Origin of the sequence: Actinomadura logoneensis, from assembly GCF_003428695.1 — a bacterium.
Classification (GTDB): domain Bacteria; phylum Actinomycetota; class Actinomycetes; order Streptosporangiales; family Streptosporangiaceae; genus Spirillospora; species Spirillospora logoneensis.
Map to the genome: position 1 here is coordinate 1 of NZ_QURH01000291.1, position 15,738 is coordinate 15,738.

Consider the following 15,738-nt stretch of genomic DNA (forward strand, 5'->3'; position numbering starts at 1 on the left):
CGCCGGACGCCGCCGCGGACCGCGGCCCGGCCGGCGGCCCCGCCGCGCAGCCGCGCTCGGTGCAGGTCTCGCCCGGGCTCTACAAGCGGCTGACCACCGGTCTCGGCGGGTTCGCCTCGGCGATCGTGGCGTGCCTGCTGCTGGTCGGCGTGATCTACCTCATCACCCCGCGGTCGAACAAGGAGCTGCTCCCGACGGTCGACTACCGGGCGCAGGAGTGGGCGCTCGCGCACAACGGCCCCTACCGGGCCTGGGGCCCCCAGGGGCTCCCGGCGGGCTGGCGGGCGACCAGCGCGCGACTGACCGGGCTCGGCGAGAAGGGCAAGCCGGTCCAGTGGCATCTCGGCTTCCTCACGCCGTCCGGGCAGTACGCGGCGCTGGAGGAGAGCAACGAGAAGGCCAAGGAATACGTCCCCCGGATGACCAACAGCAAGGCCGCGACCGGCGCCCGGGTCGTGGACGGCGTGTCGTGGGACACCTACTTCCGCCGCGACAAGAAGGCCAACTCGCTGGCCCGTACCCTGCCGGACGGCGTGAGCATCGTCGTGGTCGGCACCGCGTCCTACGACGAGCTGGCCGTCCTCGCCGCCGCGCTCAAGCCGCTGGACAAGAACGGCACGAGCGTCGTGACGCCGGCCCCCACCCAGCGCTCCTGACCCGCCCGGCCGCGCTGATCCCGGCCGCGCCCGCCGATCCCGGCCTACCCTGCCGGTCTCGGCCGCGTCCGCCGATCCCGGCCGGGCGCTCCTGACCGGGCGCTCCTGACCGGTCGAACCTCCCGGCGCTCCTGACCCGCCGACCCCTGCTCAGCGGGTCAGAAGGGGGTCTCGGAACCGGACGTGCCGTCCGGCCCGGCGGCCTCGGCGTTCATGGCGGCGGTCAGGCGGGCGCGCGCGCCCTCCAGCCACTCCTCGCAGACGGCGGCCAGCTTCTCGCCGCGCTCCCACAGGTTCAGCGACTCCTCGAGGGTGAGGCCGCCCGCCTCCAGCTTGCGGACGACCTCGGTCAGCTCGTCCCGCGCCTGCTCATAGCTCTGTTCCGTCTTCTCGGCCACCCGCCCAGCCTAGGGCCTGTCCCGAAGCCGGCCGCCTACCGCGCACCGCCCGCCACGGGCGCCGACTTCGGGACACGCCGGGGACGCCGGGGACGGCCCGGCGGACTCAGTTGCGCGGCCCCCAGCCCCAGGTGTCGGAGAGCAGGTCGTGGACGTAGACGGCCTCGCTGTGGCCGGGGCCGTCGTAGATGCCGGGCTCGGGGGTCTCCGCGGGCCCGTTCGTGGGGTAGTCCGCTCCGTTCGAGAAGTCGTGGATCCCGAACTGGCACACCCCGTTCCAGTCGACGATGGGGTTGGCGCGCATGTAGTCGTGCCCGCCGTGCAGCTCGGTGAACTCCACCGCGGCGCAGCGCCCGGTCGGCCCCACCGTGGTGGGGGAGACGCTCGCGTGGGCGGGCGCGACGAGGGCGAGGGACGCCACGGCGCAGGTTCCGGCGGCCAGGGCCGTCCGGCGGGTCCAGCTCAGTACGGACATGTCCGTTCTCCTCCGAAGCGTGAAGGTGATCTGCGGTCCGTGCCCACAGTCGCCTAGTTGCGCAAACGTTCCAAGATTTCGGGGAGGCCGGAAGTGGCTACGGCCGGGCCGGAGGCGGCCAAGCATGACGGCCGGCGCGGCGACAGGCACGGCGACCGGCGCGGCGGCCGGTGCCGCGGCCGGGCGCCGGGGCGCGGGTTCAGGGCACCTGGCGTTCGGTGACGGTCACGCCGAGGCGGCCCTCGGCCAGCCGGACGACCAGGGCCTCGCCGTCCTCGACGGACGCGGCGTCCCGGACGACCCCGTCGTCGTCCCGCTGCACGATCGCGTAGCCGCGTGCGAGGGTCGCGGCGGGGGAGAGGGCCAGCAGCCGGGCGCGGGTGTGCGAGAGCTGGTCGGACGCGCGGTCGAGCGCGGCGGACAGGCAGCGGCGGCTGCGGTCGCGCAGCGCCTCGACGCGCTCGGCCTGGCGCTCGATCTCGCGGACCGGGTCGGCCAGCGCGGGCCGCGAGCGCATCGCGGCGAGCCAGTGCAGCTCGCGTTCGACCCCGCCCACCAGGACGCGGCGTCCCCGGTCCCGCAGCTGCCGGACGAGCTGGAGCTGCTCGCGGACGTCCGGGACGACCCGCTTGGCGGCGTCGGTCGGGGTGGAGGCGCGCACGTCGGCGACCAGGTCGAGGAGCGGGGCGTCCTGCTCGTGGCCGATCGCGCTGACGACCGGGGTGCGGGCGGCGGCCACGGCCCGGACGAGCGCCTCGTCCGAGAACGGCAGCAGGTCCTCCATGGACCCGCCGCCGCGCGCGATCACGATGACCGCGATGTGCGGGTCGGCGTCGAGCTCGCGCAGCGCGTCCATGACCTGCGGGACGGCGTTGGAGCCCTGCACGGCCGTGTTGCGGACGGTGAACTCGACGGCGGGCCAGCGGCGGCGGGCGTTCTGCAGCACGTCGTGCTCGGCGTCGGAGTCGCGCCCGCAGATCAGCCCGACGCGGCCGGGCAGGAAGGGCAGCGGGCGCTTGCGCTCCGGCCGGAACAGGCCCTCGGACGCCAGCAGCTGCTTGAGCCGTTCGAGCCGGGCCAGCAGCTCGCCGACGCCGACCGGGCGGACCTCGATCGCGCTCAGGGAGAACCGCCCGCGGTTGACCCAGAAGTCCGGTTTGCAGTGCACCACGACGCGGGCGCCGTCGGTGACGGCGGGACCGGCGGCGGCGAAGGTCTCGCGGCGGCCGACGACGGGGACGGACATGTTCGCCACCGGATCGCGCAGGGTGACGTAAACCGTGCCGCCCCGCGCGTTGAGCTCGGTGATCTGCCCTTCGACCCAGATCCGTCCGAGCCGTCCGATCCAGCCGCCGACCGCCGAAAGCACCGTCCGGACCGGTACGGGGGACTCCGCCGAGGTCTCCATCGCCATGTCGGCAGCCTAGGCGGTGCGGAGCGCGGGACGATCCGTGGACACCGCCGGTTGAAAGATTAGACAGACTAACTTAGTATGGCTAAGTAATTGAGGAGAGACCCGATGCACTCCGACCGCGAGCTCGCCGAGGAGCTGAACACCCGGCTCCGCGAGATGGTCCTGATGATGCGCCGCGTCAACGCCGACCAGGCCGTCACCAGCCAGCAGGCGTCCGTGCTCGGCTCGCTGGAGAACGGGCCGCGCCGCATGACGGAGCTGGCCGCCGAGCACGGCGTCAAGCTGCCGACCATGACCGCGCTGGTCAACCGCCTGGAGCGGGACGGCATGGTCGCCCGCGGCCGGGACGCCTCCGACGCGCGCGTGGTCACCGCCCGGATCACCCGGGAGGGCACCGTCCAGCTGCACCGCGTGCGGGAGCGCCGCATCGGGATCCTCGTCCAGCGGTTCGCCGAGCTCTCGGAGCGGGAGCGGGAGACCCTGACCGCCGCGCTGCCGCTGCTCGGCCGGCTGTTCGCCGACCCCGACCGTCCGCCCGCCGGCTGACCCCGGCGCGGGGGTGGGGCCGTCCCCCGAAAGGTAGGTTCCATGCACGCACAGCCAGCGGAGGCCGCGGCGGCCCCGACCAGGCCCGGGCTCCTCCGGCAGCCCATGTCGGTCTGGGCCACCGCCTTCGCCGCCGTGGTCGCCTTCATGGGCATCGGCCTGGTCGACCCGATCCTGCCCGCGATCGCCGAGAACCTGCGCGCGACGCCCAGCCAGGTGTCGCTGCTGTTCACCAGCTACTTCCTCATCACCGCGGTCGCGATGCTCGTCACCGGCTGGGTCTCCAGCCGGATCGGCGGAAAGCGGACGCTGATGGTGGGGCTCGTCCTCGTCGTGGTGTTCGCCGCGCTCGCCGGGACGTCCGACACCGTCGGGCAGCTCGTCGGGTTCCGCGCGGGCTGGGGCCTCGGCAATGCGCTGTTCGTCGCGACCGCGCTCGCGGTGATCGTCGGCGCTGCGTCCGGCGGTGCCGAGTCGGCGATCACCCTCTACGAGGCCGCGCTCGGCATCGGCATCTCCCTCGGCCCGCTCGTCGGCGCGCTGCTCGGCGACATGAACTGGCGCTTCCCGTTCTTCGGGACGGCCGTGCTGATGGCGGTCGGGTTCCTGCTGGTCACCACGCTGCTGCGGCCCACGCCGAAGCCCGCCGTCCGGACGCCGCTGGCCGCGCCGATCCGCGCGCTCGGCCACGGCGGCCTGTCCACCACGGCGTTCACCGCGCTGTTCTACAACTACGCGTTCTTCACCGTCCTGGCGTGGACGCCGTTCGTCCTGCACATGGACGCGCACGGCATCGGACTGGTGTTCTTCGGCTGGGGCGTGATGGTCGCGCTGTCGTCGGTGTTCGCCGCGCCCGCCCTGCAGCGCCGGATCGGGACCGTCCGCGTCATGCACCTCGCGCTGGCCCTGCTGATCGTCTTCCAGCTCGGCCTGGCCCTGTCCGGGCACGGCGGGATCATCGCCTGCACGATCCTGTCCGGCATCCCGATCGGGCTGAACAACACCGCCTTCACCGAGGCGGCGATGGAGGTGTCCGACAACCCCCGTCCGGTCGCGTCGGCCGGGTACAACTTCGTCCGCTGGCTCGGCGGCGCCCTCGCGCCCTACTTCGGCAGCAGGCTCGCCGAGCGGTTCAGCGCCTCGACGCCCTACTACGTCGGCGCGGTGTGCTGCGCGGTCGCCATCGGCATCCTGATCGTCCGGAGGCGGCACCTGGAGACGCTGGAGCGCGTCGACATCGACCACACCTTCCAGGACGTCCCCGCCGACGCCCGCGCCTGACGTGCCGACGTGTTCGCGTCCGCGCGACGGGGAGCCGAGGCGGTCCCGGGGCTCCGGGGCCGCCTCCGGCCTGCTCAGGCGGGGGCCTTCTCCCAGGCGGGACGGTTCGCTGCGGCCCAGCGCGTCGCCGGGACGAACAGCACCGCCGCCACCAGGAAGACCGCACCGAAGACCAGCCATCCGGCCATGCCGTGGCGGAGCGCGGTCTGCGTGACGACGAGGGGGCCGAGCAGCGCCCCGGCCGCGAAACCGCCGTTGAAGACGCCCTGGTAGACGCCGTGCGCGCGCTCGTCCGCCAGCTCGTAACTGAGCGCCCAGGTGCCCGCCGCGCAGAGCACCTCGCCGAGCGTCTGGAGCGCCATCGCGCCCAGGACCAGCAGGGACGCCGTCCACGGATCCGAGCCCCTGGACAGGCCGAACAGCACGCAGCCGACCGCCATCAGCGTCCCGGCGCGCAGGCAGGCGCGGGCCGCGACGCGCGGGTCCTCGGCGCCGCGGCTCATCCGCACCTGCAATGCGATGATCATGGACGTGTTCAGCACCAGGCAGGCCGAGACGAGCAGGCGCGGCGCATGCGTCTCGCGCGTCACCCACAGCGGGACGCCGACCTCCAGGATGCCCTGCTGCAGCACCAGTACCCCGCTCAGCACCGTGATGACCAGGTAGGGGACGTCCGTCAGCGCGCCGAAGCCGCGACCGCCGGACGCCGCGTCCCGCGCCGGGCGCTCCGCCGGGACCCGCCTCAGAAGAAGCGCCGCCGCCACGAACGTCACCGCGTCCAGCACCACCATCGTCCGGTAGGCGCCCGGCGTGTCGAGGACCAGCGCGACGGACGCCAGCGCCGCCCCGACGCCGACGCCGCCGTTGGTCGCCATCCGCAGGAACGCCCGGCCGGGAATCCGGAGCTCCGCGGGCAGCGCCTGCCCGACCAGCGCGTTGCGGACGGAGCTCGCGCCCCGGTCCAGGAACGTGACGCCGCAGATCAGCGGCACCGCCGCCCAGAACGAGTGGACCACCGTGTACCCGAGGATCAGCACCCCCTCGGCGGCCAGCAGCGCCACCACGGTCGGACGCGCCCCGAACCGGTCGGCGACGCGTCCCATCGGCACCCCGGACACGATGCCGAACACCCCGCCCAGCGCGAGCGCGAACCCGACCTGCGACGGCGACAGCCCGACCACCCGGGTGAACAGCAAGGCGCTGACCGTCATGAACAGGCCGTTGCCGAGCGTGTTGACCAGCAACGCCGCGAACAGCATCCGGAGCACCGGGTGGCGGGCCATGGCCGCCATGCTCGTGGCCTCCGGCTCTGGGGATCCGGACGGAGACGGCGGCGCCGGACTTACGGACGCGGCGGATTCGGGGGACTTGGGGGAGTTGGGGGAGGGCATGGGGTCATCCCAGCGGCGGCGCACCCGGCGGGGAATCGATTTAGGCTATTTCTCAATGTACGAGTTCAGGCTCGGCGTCCAGGACCTCGCCGAGACGTCCTTCGGGATGTCGCCACTGTTCGAGCTGGTCTTCAGCCTGCGTCCGCGCGTCTTCCCGGCATGGCACCCCGAGCACCTGCCGTGGGTGCGGGAGACGGCCGCCGCCTACTCCCGGCTCGACACCGAACTGCTCGACGCCCTGCACGCCCCGCACGGTTGGCTCCCCGACTTCCTCTCACCGCGTCCACCCGGCATCGTCACCGACCTCGCCGACGACCTCGCGCGGCTCCGGGACACCCCGCCGGAGACCGTCCGGCACGACATCCTCATCGCGTACCGGCACGTCCCCGTGCCGCCGGTGCTGAGCGGGGACCCGGCCGCCGTCCTCGACCGGATCTGCACCGCGTTCCAGGCGTACTGGGACGCCTGCATCGAGCCGTACTGGACGCGGATCCACGCCGTCCTGGAGGCGGATCTCGTGCACCGCGCGCGCCGGCTCGCGCTCGGCGGGGCCGCCGAACTGTTCGGCGAGCTGGACGGACGGGTCAGCTGGAACCACCCGGGGACCGTGCGGCTCGTCATCCCCTCCGGGCTCGCCCCGGAACGCGCCGTGGACGTCGCCGGACGCGGCCTCACCCTCGTCCCCTGCCTGTTCCTGCGCGGCGCGCTCACCATGATCGACGAACACGGCCCGCCGCTGATCGTGTACCCGGCGCGCGGACGCGGCGCGATCTGGGAGCGCACCGTCCCGGACGGCCCCCGCGCGCTCGTCGGGCTCGTCGGCGCGCGGCGCGCGAGGCTGCTGGTCATGCTGGCCGCCCCGGCGTCCACCACCGACCTCGCCCGGCGGCTCGGCGTCACGCCGGGCGCGGTCAGCCACCATCTGGCCGCCCTGCACGCCGGCGGCCTGCTGAACCGCACCCGCGACGGACGGTCCGTCCTCTACATGCGCAGCCCGCTGGGCGACCAACTCGTCCGCTGACCCGTCACGCGCCCGGCTCGCCGACCGTGGCGACCGCCTCGTCGCCGGTCGTCTCGTCGTCGGGGGCCGGGCCGGTGGCGGGGGACGGACGCGTCGCGACGGCCCAGCGGGTCGCCGGGACGAATGCGACCGCCGTCACCAGGAAGATCCCGCCGAGGACCAGCCAGCCGGTCAGGCCGAACCGCAGCGCCGTCCGGGTGACGACCAACGGGCCCAGGACCAGTCCGGCCGCGAAGCCGGTGTTGAAGACGCCCTGGTAGACGCCCTGCGCCCGCTCGTCCGCCAGGTCGAAGCCGAGCGCCCAGCTCCCGGCCGCGCCCAGCATCTCGCCGACCGTCATGACCGCGACCGCGACCAGTACGAGCGCCGTCGCGGCCCACGCGGAAAGACCCTCGGTGAGGCCCAGCAGCACGCAGCCGACCGCGATCAGCACTCCGGCGCGCAGCGCCAGGCGGGCCGCCCGGGCCGGATCGCCGGACCCCTTGCTCAGCCTGACCTGCAGCAGGACGACCATGACCGTGTTCAGCAGCATGGCGCCCGCGATCAGCGCCCGGGGCGCGTGCGTCCGGTCCGTCACCCACAGCGGAAGGCCGATCTCCAGCACCCCCTGGAGCATGACCAGGGCCCCCGCCAGCGCGGTGATCAGCAGGTAGGGGGCGTCGGCGAGCGCGCCGAAACCCCGGCCGGGCGTCCGCTCGCCGCCGCCGGCCTTCAGCGCGGGCACCCTGAGCAGCAGCAGCGCCGCGACCAGGAAGGTCGCCGCGTCCGCCACCACGACCGCCCGGTAGGCGCCGGGCGTGTCGGCCACGAGCGCGAGCGAGGCGAGCACGGCCCCGAGGGAGATGCCGACGTTGGTCACCGACCGCAGGAACGCCCGTCCCGGCACCCGCCGGTCGGGCGGCAGGGCCGTGGCGATCAGCGCGCCGCGCACCGCGCTCTCGCCCCGGTCCACGAACATGACGGCGCAGATCAGCGGAAGGGCCGTCCAGAACGAGTGCACCTGCGTGTAGCCGAGGACGAGCACCGCCTGGACGGCCAGCAGCGCCACCACGGTCGGACGCGCCCCGAACCGGTCGGCGATCCGCCCGAGCGGGATGCCCGACACGATGCCGAACACCCCGCCCAGCGTGAGCGCGAGGCCGACCTGGGAGGCCGTCAGGCCGACGACGCGGGTGAACATCAGCGCGCCGGTCGTCATCAGCAGGCCGTTGCCGACCGTGTTGACCAGCGTAGCGACCGAGAGCGCCCGGACCACGGGATGCCCGGCGGCGTCCGCCAGACTGCGGGGAAGAGAGATCGTCATACCGGTCATCCCAGCGCCGCGCGGGCCGCGGACGAACAGATTTACCCTGTGGGTCAATGTATGAGTTCAGGTTGGGGGTCCAGGACCTCGCCGAGACGTCCTTCGGGCTGTCCCCGCTGCTGGAGCTGGTGTTCAGCCTCCGTCCCCGGGTCTTCCCCGCCCGGCACCCCGAGCACCTGCCGTGGGTGCGGGAGACGGCCGCCGCGTACGCCCGGCTCGACACCGAGGTGCTCGACGTCCTGTTCGCCCCGCACGGCTGGAACCCGGACTTCCTCGGCCCGCGTCCGGACGGCATCGTCACCGACGTCGCGTCCGCCCTCGCCGCCATACGGACGACGCCTCCGGAGGTCGTGCGGCGCGACATCGCCGTCGCCTACCGGCACGACGTGGACGCCGCGTACCGGCGCGTCCCCATCCCGCCCGCGCTGAGCGGCGACCCGTCCGCCGTCCTCGAACGGATCTGCACCGCGCTGGAGGAGTACTGGGACGCCTGCATCGAGCCCTACTGGGCGCGGATGCGGGCCGTCCTGGAGGCCGACCTCGCGCACCGCGCGCGGCGCCTCGCCCTCGGCGGCGCGGCGGCCCTGTTCGCCGAGCTGGACGACCGCGTCACCTGGGCGCCGGGCCGCGTCCGGGTGGTGATCCCGTCCGACCTCGTCCGCACGGTCGTCGTGGACGTCGCCGGACGCGGGCTCGTCCTCGTCCCCGGCCTGTTCCTGCGCGGCGCGATCACGATGATCGACGAGGACCTGCCGCCGCTGATCTCCTATCCCGCGCGCGGCCGGGGCGCGGTCTGGGACCAGGCCGCGCCCGAAGGCCCGGCCGCGCTCGCCGAACTGCTCGGCGCGCCCCGCACGCGGCTCCTGGTCATGCTGGCCGCCCCGGCGTCCACCACGGAACTCGCCCGGCGGCTCGGCGTCACGCCGGGCGCGGTCAGCCGCCACCTGACCGCCCTCCACGCCGGTGGCCTGCTGAACCGGACCCGCGCCGGACGGTCCGTCCTCTACATGCGCAGCCCGCTCGGAGACCAACTCGTCCGCTGACCGGTCAGCCTTCATTCGACCGCGAACAGCACATCGGTGGCCGCGCTCGCGACCCGCGCCCAGGTGGACGGGTGCGCCGTGCCGAACACCTGCTCCGTCGTCATCCCGGTGAGCCCGTGCGGGAGGACGCCGGTGGCGCGGACGACCGAGTCGGCGACGCCGCTGAACCCCCGGGCACAGAGGAGCATGCAGCCGAACCAGGCGCCACCGGCCGGCATCCATCCCGGCAGCCGCCGCCCCCATCCCTGGACGAGCGCCGGCGGAAGCACGACCCCGGCGGCGGTCATGGCGAACACGAGCACCGTGAACACCGCGACGGCGACCCGCGCGGCCCCCTGGTGGTCGGCGGGCTCGGGCGACTCGAGGCCGGTGACGGCCCAGACGACGTGCCAGGCCAGGAGACCGAGAACGGCCCCGGACGTGCGGAGGCCCGTCCGAAACCGGTTTTCGGACGGGCCTTCGCGTCGGCTGGTGCGCCGCTGCGGATCAGTTCGAGCCGTTGAGCTTCGCGATCCGGTTCTCGTACATGCGGATGATCTCGGGCCGGGCCTCGTTGGCGCGCTCGTACTCGCGCAGCAGCTCGACCTGGTCCGCCGTCAGGCCGCGCAGCCGGGCGCGGAGCTGCGGCAGCGTCGCCGAGTCGTAGTCCGGCACCGGCAGCTCGCCGGCCCCGGCCTTCGCCGAAGCGGCGGGCTTGGAGGCGGGCTTGGAGGCGGGCTTCGCCTCCTCGTCCGACTTCGCCGACTTCGCCGCGGGCCTGGCGTCCTTGGCGGCGTCCTTGGCGGCGGCCTTGCCCTTCGCGGCCTCGCTCTTCGGCTCCGACTCGGACGCGGCCTTCGTCGCGGCCTTCGGCTCCGACTTGGCCTCGGTCTTGGAAGCCGCCTTGGCCTCGGGCTTCTTCGTCTCGGACGCCGCTCCGGCCTTGGAGGCCGAGTCGGCCTTCGCCGTGCTCTTCTCCCCGGCGGCCCCGGACTTGGTCTCCTCGTCCGGCGCCGTGCGCGGGGCGGGGGCGGGCTTGCCCACCGAGATCTCGTTGTCGCGCGAGGCCGGGCGCTCCTGGGCGCGTCCGGAGGACCGCGAGGCCGAGCCGTCCGACGACCCGCCCGAGGGGCGCGGCGTCGTGCGGGTGCGGGAGGTGCGCGGCGCGGGCTCGGGCTCGTCCTCGCCGCCGCGGACACGCTCCACCACCGTGCCGACCACGGACACCGCGGTGTGCCGCACGTCCTTGCGGATCCGGCCGAGGACGGGCTTCACGCCGCCGCCCTCGGTCAGCTCCTTGTAGTCCCGGGTCACCCGGTCGCTCAGCAGCAGGGCCCGGCCGACGCCGAACATGGCCAGCCGGACGGCGTGCAGCGGAAGGTCGCGGACCTGCTCGCCGACGGTCTCCCGGACCTGCTCCTTGAGGCGGCGCGGTGATCTCGTCATCGTTGTCACTCCTCCTGCTGCCCCGCCGGCGGACCGGGCCGGTCGGGCGTGCACCGTGTGTAACGCACCGTCTGTCCCCACAACTCTGCCCCAAAGCAGCGATATCAGGCACCATCGCTCCCGGATTTCCGTCCGGGACGGCGTGGGTTCGGTCACAGTGCGGGCTTCACCTGCGTCTTCCCGGCCGATCCCGGGCAGGGCGGTCCGATGGGCGGGTGAGGGTTCGGTGCCGAAGCCGTGCGGGTCGTGCCCGGCGGGTCCGGGACGGGCGGGACGGCTCGTACGATAGGGACATGACCTCCACCAGCCAGCGCCGGGTCCTGCTCGCCAAGCCGCGCGGTTACTGCGCCGGCGTCGACCGGGCCGTCGAGACGGTCGAGCGCGCCCTCGAGAGCTACGGGGCGCCGGTCTACGTGCGCAAGCAGATCGTGCACAACGTGCACGTCGTCCGGACGCTCGAGGAGCGCGGCGCGATCTTCGTGGACGAGACCGAGGAGGTCCCCGAGGGCGCGATCGTGGTGTTCTCCGCGCACGGCGTCGCCCCCGTGGTGCACGAGGAGGCGCGGGGCCGCAACCTGCGCACCATCGACGCGACCTGCCCGCTGGTGACCAAGGTCCACAAGGAGGCCGTCCGGTTCGCCAAGGACGACTACGACATCCTCCTGATCGGCCACGAGGGCCACGAGGAGGTCATCGGCACCACCGGCGAGGCCCCCGACCACATCCACCTGGTGGACGGCCCGGACGACGTCGCCAACGTGACCGTCCGCGACCCCGAGAAGGTCGCCTGGCTGTCCCAGACCACCCTCTCGGTGGACGAGACGGTCGCGACGGTCGAGAAGCTGCGCGAGCGCTTCCCCAAGCTGATGGACCCGCCGTCCGACGACATCTGCTACGCCACCCAGAACCGGCAGGTCGCGGTGAAGCAGATGGCCGCCCGGTCCGACCTGGTGATCGTGGTCGGCTCGACCAACTCGTCCAACTCGGTGCGGCTGGTCGAGGTCGCCAAGGAGCACGGCGCCGACGACGCCCGCCTGGTCGACTACCCCGAGCAGATCCAGGAGTCCTGGCTGGAGGGCGTCGGCACGGTCGGCGTCACCTCCGGCGCGTCGGTGCCCGACGAGCTCGTGCAGGGCGTCCTCGCCTGGCTCGCCGAGCGCGGCTACGGCGACGTCGAGGAGATCGAGTCCGTCCAGGAGAGCATGCGCTTCGCCCTCCCGCACGAGCTCCGCAAGGACCTCCGCATCCAGCCGGTCTGACCCCGCGCCCGCCCGCCCGGCAGGCGAGCCTGGAGCCGCGGCGAAGCGGGCTTGGGCTTCAAAACGCGTTTGGTCGGTACTACGCGTTCTGATCGATGAACCGAGGTCCAGAGCCTGTCTCGACGGGGCCTCGGCCACGCACGCGAACGCGTGACCTGCCCGGTGGAGCGAAGCCGAAGGCGAGCGAAGCCGGGCAGATCGCGAAGCGATGCCGCGTTCGCCCAGGCACGGTCACGTAGCGAGCCGTTAGGCGAGCGGAGTGGGCCGGGACTGCAATCAATACCGCGGACTAGTCGACGTCGCCGTGGGGGAGGGGGCGGTTCGCCGGCTCCTCCCAGCGGACGGGGTCGACGTCGTCGTCCTCGGCCAGGGTGCGTCCGCGGGCCAGGCGCGCGCGCAGGTCGCGCAGCGCGGCGGGCAGCCCGCGCGGGACGGCGACGGCGAACGCGACCAGGGTGCCGAGGAACAGCCAGGGGGCGATCCCGGCCAGCGCGCTCAGCAGGCCCAGCGACAGCGTGCGGGTGAGCGGGCCGCCGTCGGTGGCGAACTCGGCGACCGCGGTGGCGGCGAAGCAGGCCAGCGGGGGGCTGACGACCAGCGTCGGCAGGTCGGCGGGCCGGGTCAGCAGGGCGGCGAGGACGCAGCCCGCGACGAACAGGCCCCCGGCGAGCAGCGGCACGTCCACCCATTTCGCCAGCAGGGCGCCGAACAGGGCGGCGGCGAGGATGAGCGCCACCCCGCCCCGGCCGGTGAGGGTGACCGGGCCCGCCGTGCCGGACGGGCGCGGCGACCGTGACGACCGGCGCGCGGAGGCGTTCTGCCGCACTGGACCCCCTGGCCCGGGTGAGGCGCCGTCCGGCGCGCCACGAACCGTCGAAGTACTCATTGCCACCTCTCTCGCCGATCGTGTTGATCAGGGATGGCCCGTCCGCCGAAACCTACCGCTTCCGGGGCCTGGGCGGGGCGTGCGCGCGCGTCCGCATCGTGCCCCCGGCCGTCGGCCGGGACGGCGCCGGTGAGCTCGGCGGCGGACAGGGGGCGCGGGCTGTCCTCCACGGGGGCGGGCGCCTCCAGCCCGTCCTCGACCACGCCCAGCTCGTTCAGCTTCCGCGCGGACACCAGGACGCGCGTCTCCAGCGACCCGACCGTCCGGTTGTAGGCGCGGACGGCCCCGGTGAGGGACCGCCCCAGCTCGTCCACGTGCCGGCCCATCGTGCCGAGCCGCTCGTACAGCTCCTTGCCCAGGTCGAACACCGCGCGCGCGTTCCGCGAGAGCGCCTCCTGCTGCCACGCGTAGGACGCCGTGCGCAGCATGGTGATCAGCGTGGTGGGGGTGGCGATGTGGACGCGCCGCCGCATCGCGTACTCCAGCAGCGCGGGGTCGCGGTCGAGCGCGGGCGCGAGGAACGCCTCGCCGGGGACGAACAGCACGACGAACTCCGGCGCGGGGCTGAACGCCTGCCAGTAGCTCTTGGCGGCGAGCCGGTCCACGTGGTCGCGGATGTGGCGGGCGTGCGCGTCGAGCCGGGCACGCTCGGCGGACGCGTCGCCGGTGGACGCCGCCTCCAGGTAGGCCGCGAGCGAGACCTTGCTGTCGACGACGATGTTCTTGCCGCCCGCGAGCCGGACGACCAGGTCCGGCCGGACGGTGCCGTCCTCGGTGGCCGCGGACGCCTGCTCGTCGAAGTCGCAGTGGTGGGTCATCCCGGCCAGCTCGACCACCCGCCGGAGCTGGAGCTCGCCCCACCGTCCGCGCGCCTCGGGCCGCTGCAGCGCGCGGACGAGGGCGCGGGTCTCGGTGCGGAGCTGGTCGCCGCTCTGCCGGACGAACTCGACCTGCTTGGCGAGCATCGCGTGCGACTCGCGGCGGCCGGTCTCGACCTCGCGGAGCTGCTCCTCGACCTTGGCGAGGGTCTCGCGCAGCGGCGCGACCAGGTGCTCGACGGCCTGCTTGCGCCGGTCGAGCTCGCCGGCGGCCTCGGCCCCGGCGACCTTGAGCCGGGCGTCGGCCAGTTCGAGGAACCGCTGGTTGGACGCGTCCAGGGCCTTGGCGGACAGGTTCTCGAAGTGCTCGGCCATCCGCTCCTCGGCGTAGGCGAGCTTCTCCTCGGCGGCTTTGGCGCGGGCGATCAGCGCGCCCTGGCGGCCGGTGGCCAGGGCGTATCCGACCACCACGCCGAGGGCGGCCCCGAGGAGCAGGCCGACGAGCAGCGCGAGATCCATCCGGCAATCGTGGCAGCGGAACGTGGGCGGGCGAGCGCGACGCGCCGAACTTCGGGCGAGCCGCCCCTGTTGTCCCGCCTATTAGACTGATTGTGTACTTAATGCCGTGACGTCCCCCGCGAGGAGCGGCCATGCCGTCCACCCCCGCCTCCGACCCGACTCCCTCCTCCACCTCCGCGTCCGCTCCTCCCGACGCCGGACGGATGGAGCGGCGGAGGCTCCGGCCGGTGGCCACCACGCGGAGGCAGCGCGGCGTCGCGCGTGCCCTCGCGCTGGAACCCGGCTCCCCGGCGTCGCTCCAGGCGCGCGTCGCGAACCGCGTCATCCGCATGGTCCTCCGGTCGTTCTGGGCGGCGAGCCCGCTCACCGACGAGGGCCTGCTGCGGGTGCAGCGCGCCGCGGCGGTGCTGGCGCGTCTCCAGAGCACCCCGCGCGGAGTGGCCTTCGAGCCGCAGGACCTGGGGACGTGCTCCGCCGAGTGGGTGCGGGCGGGCAGGCCCGACGAGGACAGGGTCTTCCTCTACCTGCACGGCGGCGGCTACTTCTTCGGCGGGCCGCGTCTGTACCGTCCGCTCAACTGGCGGCTGTCGGCGGCCACGCGACGTGTCGTCCTCGCCCTGGACTACCGGCTCGTCCCCCGGCACACCCCCGCCGACGCCCTGGAGGACGCGGTCGGCGCCTACGAGTTCCTGCTCGGCCGCGGCCACGCCCCCGAGAACATCGTGGTCGGAGGGGACTCCGCGGGCGGCCACCTCACCATGGCGCTGCTCCTGGCGCTGAAGCAGCGGGACCTGCCGCTCCCCAAGGCCGCCGTGTGCCTGTCCCCGTGGGTGGACCTGCTGTGCGCGGCCGACTCGCACCACACCAACGAGCGCACCGACTGCCTCATCCCGGCGAAGAACCTCGCCTGGCTCGGCCGCGACTACTGCGACGGCAAGCCGGAGGACGACCCGCTCCACGCTCCCGCGCGCGGCGACCTGACCGGGCTCCCGCCCATGCTGTTCGTCGCGTCCAGCACCGAGATCCTGCGGGACGACACGCGCGACGCGCACGAGCGCGCCCTCGCCGCCGGGGTGCGGAGCGTCCACCAGGAGTGGGACGGGCTCGCGCACGTCTTCCCGATCTTCGCCGAGTTCGTCCCGGAGGGGAAGGCGGCCTACCGCCACATCGCCGACTTCCTGGCCGACGCGGGCGCCTGACCACGCCCCGCCGGGCCGCGACCAGACCCACGGCGAGGCCGCGGCCGGGCGGGCATGACCGGGCGGGCATGACCGGGCGGGCGGCCCGGGGCATGGCCGGGCGG

General features: G+C 74.1%; 16 protein-coding genes. 7 read left to right on the plus strand and 9 right to left on the minus strand.

From position 1 onward, the window contains the following. Positions 1–656 (plus strand): DUF4245 domain-containing protein (locus DZF91_RS17555; RefSeq protein WP_147341189.1); only part of this gene is annotated, 656 nt, incomplete at its 5' end. 158 nt (positions 657–814) lie between these two features. On the opposite strand, the gene DZF91_RS17560 is transcribed toward DZF91_RS17555, so the two are convergent. The 3 genes from DZF91_RS17560 to xseA all read right to left on the minus strand — a co-directional run bounded on the left by DZF91_RS17560 (position 815) and on the right by xseA (position 2,943). Next, positions 815–1,054 (minus strand): exodeoxyribonuclease VII small subunit, encoded by a 240-nt coding sequence (locus tag DZF91_RS17560; protein ID WP_117358538.1) that lies wholly within the window; start codon positions 1,052–1,054, stop codon positions 815–817. A gap of 106 nt (positions 1,055–1,160) precedes the next feature. After that, on the minus strand, positions 1,161–1,529 hold the full coding sequence (locus DZF91_RS17565) for a hypothetical protein (protein WP_117358539.1): 369 nt from the start codon (positions 1,527–1,529) through the stop codon (positions 1,161–1,163). A gap of 199 nt (positions 1,530–1,728) precedes the next feature. Next, a complete protein-coding gene (xseA, locus tag DZF91_RS17570; protein WP_117358540.1) occupies positions 1,729–2,943 on the minus strand; it encodes an exodeoxyribonuclease VII large subunit in 1,215 nt (404 codons plus the stop codon). 105 nt (positions 2,944–3,048) lie between these two features. Here xseA and DZF91_RS17575 point away from each other — a divergent pair, with 105 nt between their 5' ends. Together DZF91_RS17575 and DZF91_RS17580 are read left to right on the plus strand one after the other, a co-directional pair. Continuing rightward, entirely contained in the window at positions 3,049–3,489 is a 441-nt protein-coding gene (locus DZF91_RS17575; protein ID WP_117358541.1) for a MarR family winged helix-turn-helix transcriptional regulator, read from the plus strand. A 42-nt stretch (positions 3,490–3,531) separates the two neighbouring features. Then, the gene (locus DZF91_RS17580) at positions 3,532–4,770 is read left to right on the plus strand and encodes an MFS transporter (protein ID WP_147341190.1); all 1,239 of its coding nucleotides are present in this window, start codon (positions 3,532–3,534) and stop codon (positions 4,768–4,770) included. A gap of 74 nt (positions 4,771–4,844) precedes the next feature. Here DZF91_RS17580 and DZF91_RS17585 read toward each other — a convergent pair whose 3' ends face one another. Further along, positions 4,845–6,053 (minus strand): MFS transporter, encoded by a 1,209-nt coding sequence (locus tag DZF91_RS17585; RefSeq protein ID WP_158587967.1) that lies wholly within the window; start codon positions 6,051–6,053, stop codon positions 4,845–4,847. 163 nt (positions 6,054–6,216) lie between these two features. Here DZF91_RS17585 and DZF91_RS17590 point away from each other — a divergent pair, with 163 nt between their 5' ends. Beyond that, complete coding sequence (locus DZF91_RS17590; RefSeq protein WP_117358544.1) at positions 6,217–7,182, plus strand: ArsR/SmtB family transcription factor; 966 nt, start codon at positions 6,217–6,219, stop codon at positions 7,180–7,182. Between the two features lie 4 nt (positions 7,183–7,186). Here the strand turns inward: DZF91_RS17590 and DZF91_RS17595 are convergent, their stop codons facing one another. Further along, positions 7,187–8,485 (minus strand): MFS transporter, encoded by a 1,299-nt coding sequence (locus DZF91_RS17595; RefSeq protein WP_158587968.1) that lies wholly within the window; start codon positions 8,483–8,485, stop codon positions 7,187–7,189. A gap of 56 nt (positions 8,486–8,541) precedes the next feature. Here DZF91_RS17595 and DZF91_RS17600 point away from each other — a divergent pair, with 56 nt between their 5' ends. Then, a complete protein-coding gene (locus DZF91_RS17600; RefSeq protein ID WP_117358546.1) occupies positions 8,542–9,528 on the plus strand; it encodes an ArsR/SmtB family transcription factor in 987 nt (328 codons plus the stop codon). A gap of 11 nt (positions 9,529–9,539) precedes the next feature. Here DZF91_RS17600 and DZF91_RS17605 read toward each other — a convergent pair whose 3' ends face one another. Together DZF91_RS17605 and DZF91_RS17610 are read right to left on the minus strand one after the other, a co-directional pair. Further along, positions 9,540–9,830: a hypothetical protein gene (locus DZF91_RS17605; RefSeq protein WP_147341191.1), complete on the minus strand. Its 291-nt coding sequence runs from the start codon at positions 9,828–9,830 to the stop codon at positions 9,540–9,542. A 184-nt stretch (positions 9,831–10,014) separates the two neighbouring features. Beyond that, complete coding sequence (locus tag DZF91_RS17610; protein ID WP_117358548.1) at positions 10,015–10,953, minus strand: hypothetical protein; 939 nt, start codon at positions 10,951–10,953, stop codon at positions 10,015–10,017. 293 nt (positions 10,954–11,246) lie between these two features. Between DZF91_RS17610 and DZF91_RS17615 the strand changes: the two genes are divergently transcribed. Continuing rightward, positions 11,247–12,212: a 4-hydroxy-3-methylbut-2-enyl diphosphate reductase gene (locus DZF91_RS17615; protein WP_117358549.1), complete on the plus strand. Its 966-nt coding sequence runs from the start codon at positions 11,247–11,249 to the stop codon at positions 12,210–12,212. Positions 12,213–12,501: 289 nt separating this feature from the next. On the opposite strand, the gene DZF91_RS17620 is transcribed toward DZF91_RS17615, so the two are convergent. Continuing rightward, entirely contained in the window at positions 12,502–13,038 is a 537-nt protein-coding gene (locus DZF91_RS17620) for a DUF6542 domain-containing protein (RefSeq protein ID WP_117358550.1), read from the minus strand. Between the two features lie 56 nt (positions 13,039–13,094). Further along, positions 13,095–14,435 carry a DNA recombination protein RmuC gene (locus DZF91_RS17625; protein ID WP_117358551.1) on the minus strand — a complete coding sequence of 447 codons (1,341 nt, stop codon included), beginning with the start codon at positions 14,433–14,435 and terminating at the stop codon, positions 13,095–13,097. Between the two features lie 131 nt (positions 14,436–14,566). Here DZF91_RS17625 and DZF91_RS17630 point away from each other — a divergent pair, with 131 nt between their 5' ends. Next, positions 14,567–15,634 (plus strand): alpha/beta hydrolase, encoded by a 1,068-nt coding sequence (locus DZF91_RS17630; RefSeq protein ID WP_235834371.1) that lies wholly within the window; start codon positions 14,567–14,569, stop codon positions 15,632–15,634. Positions 15,635–15,738 lie beyond the last annotated feature (104 nt).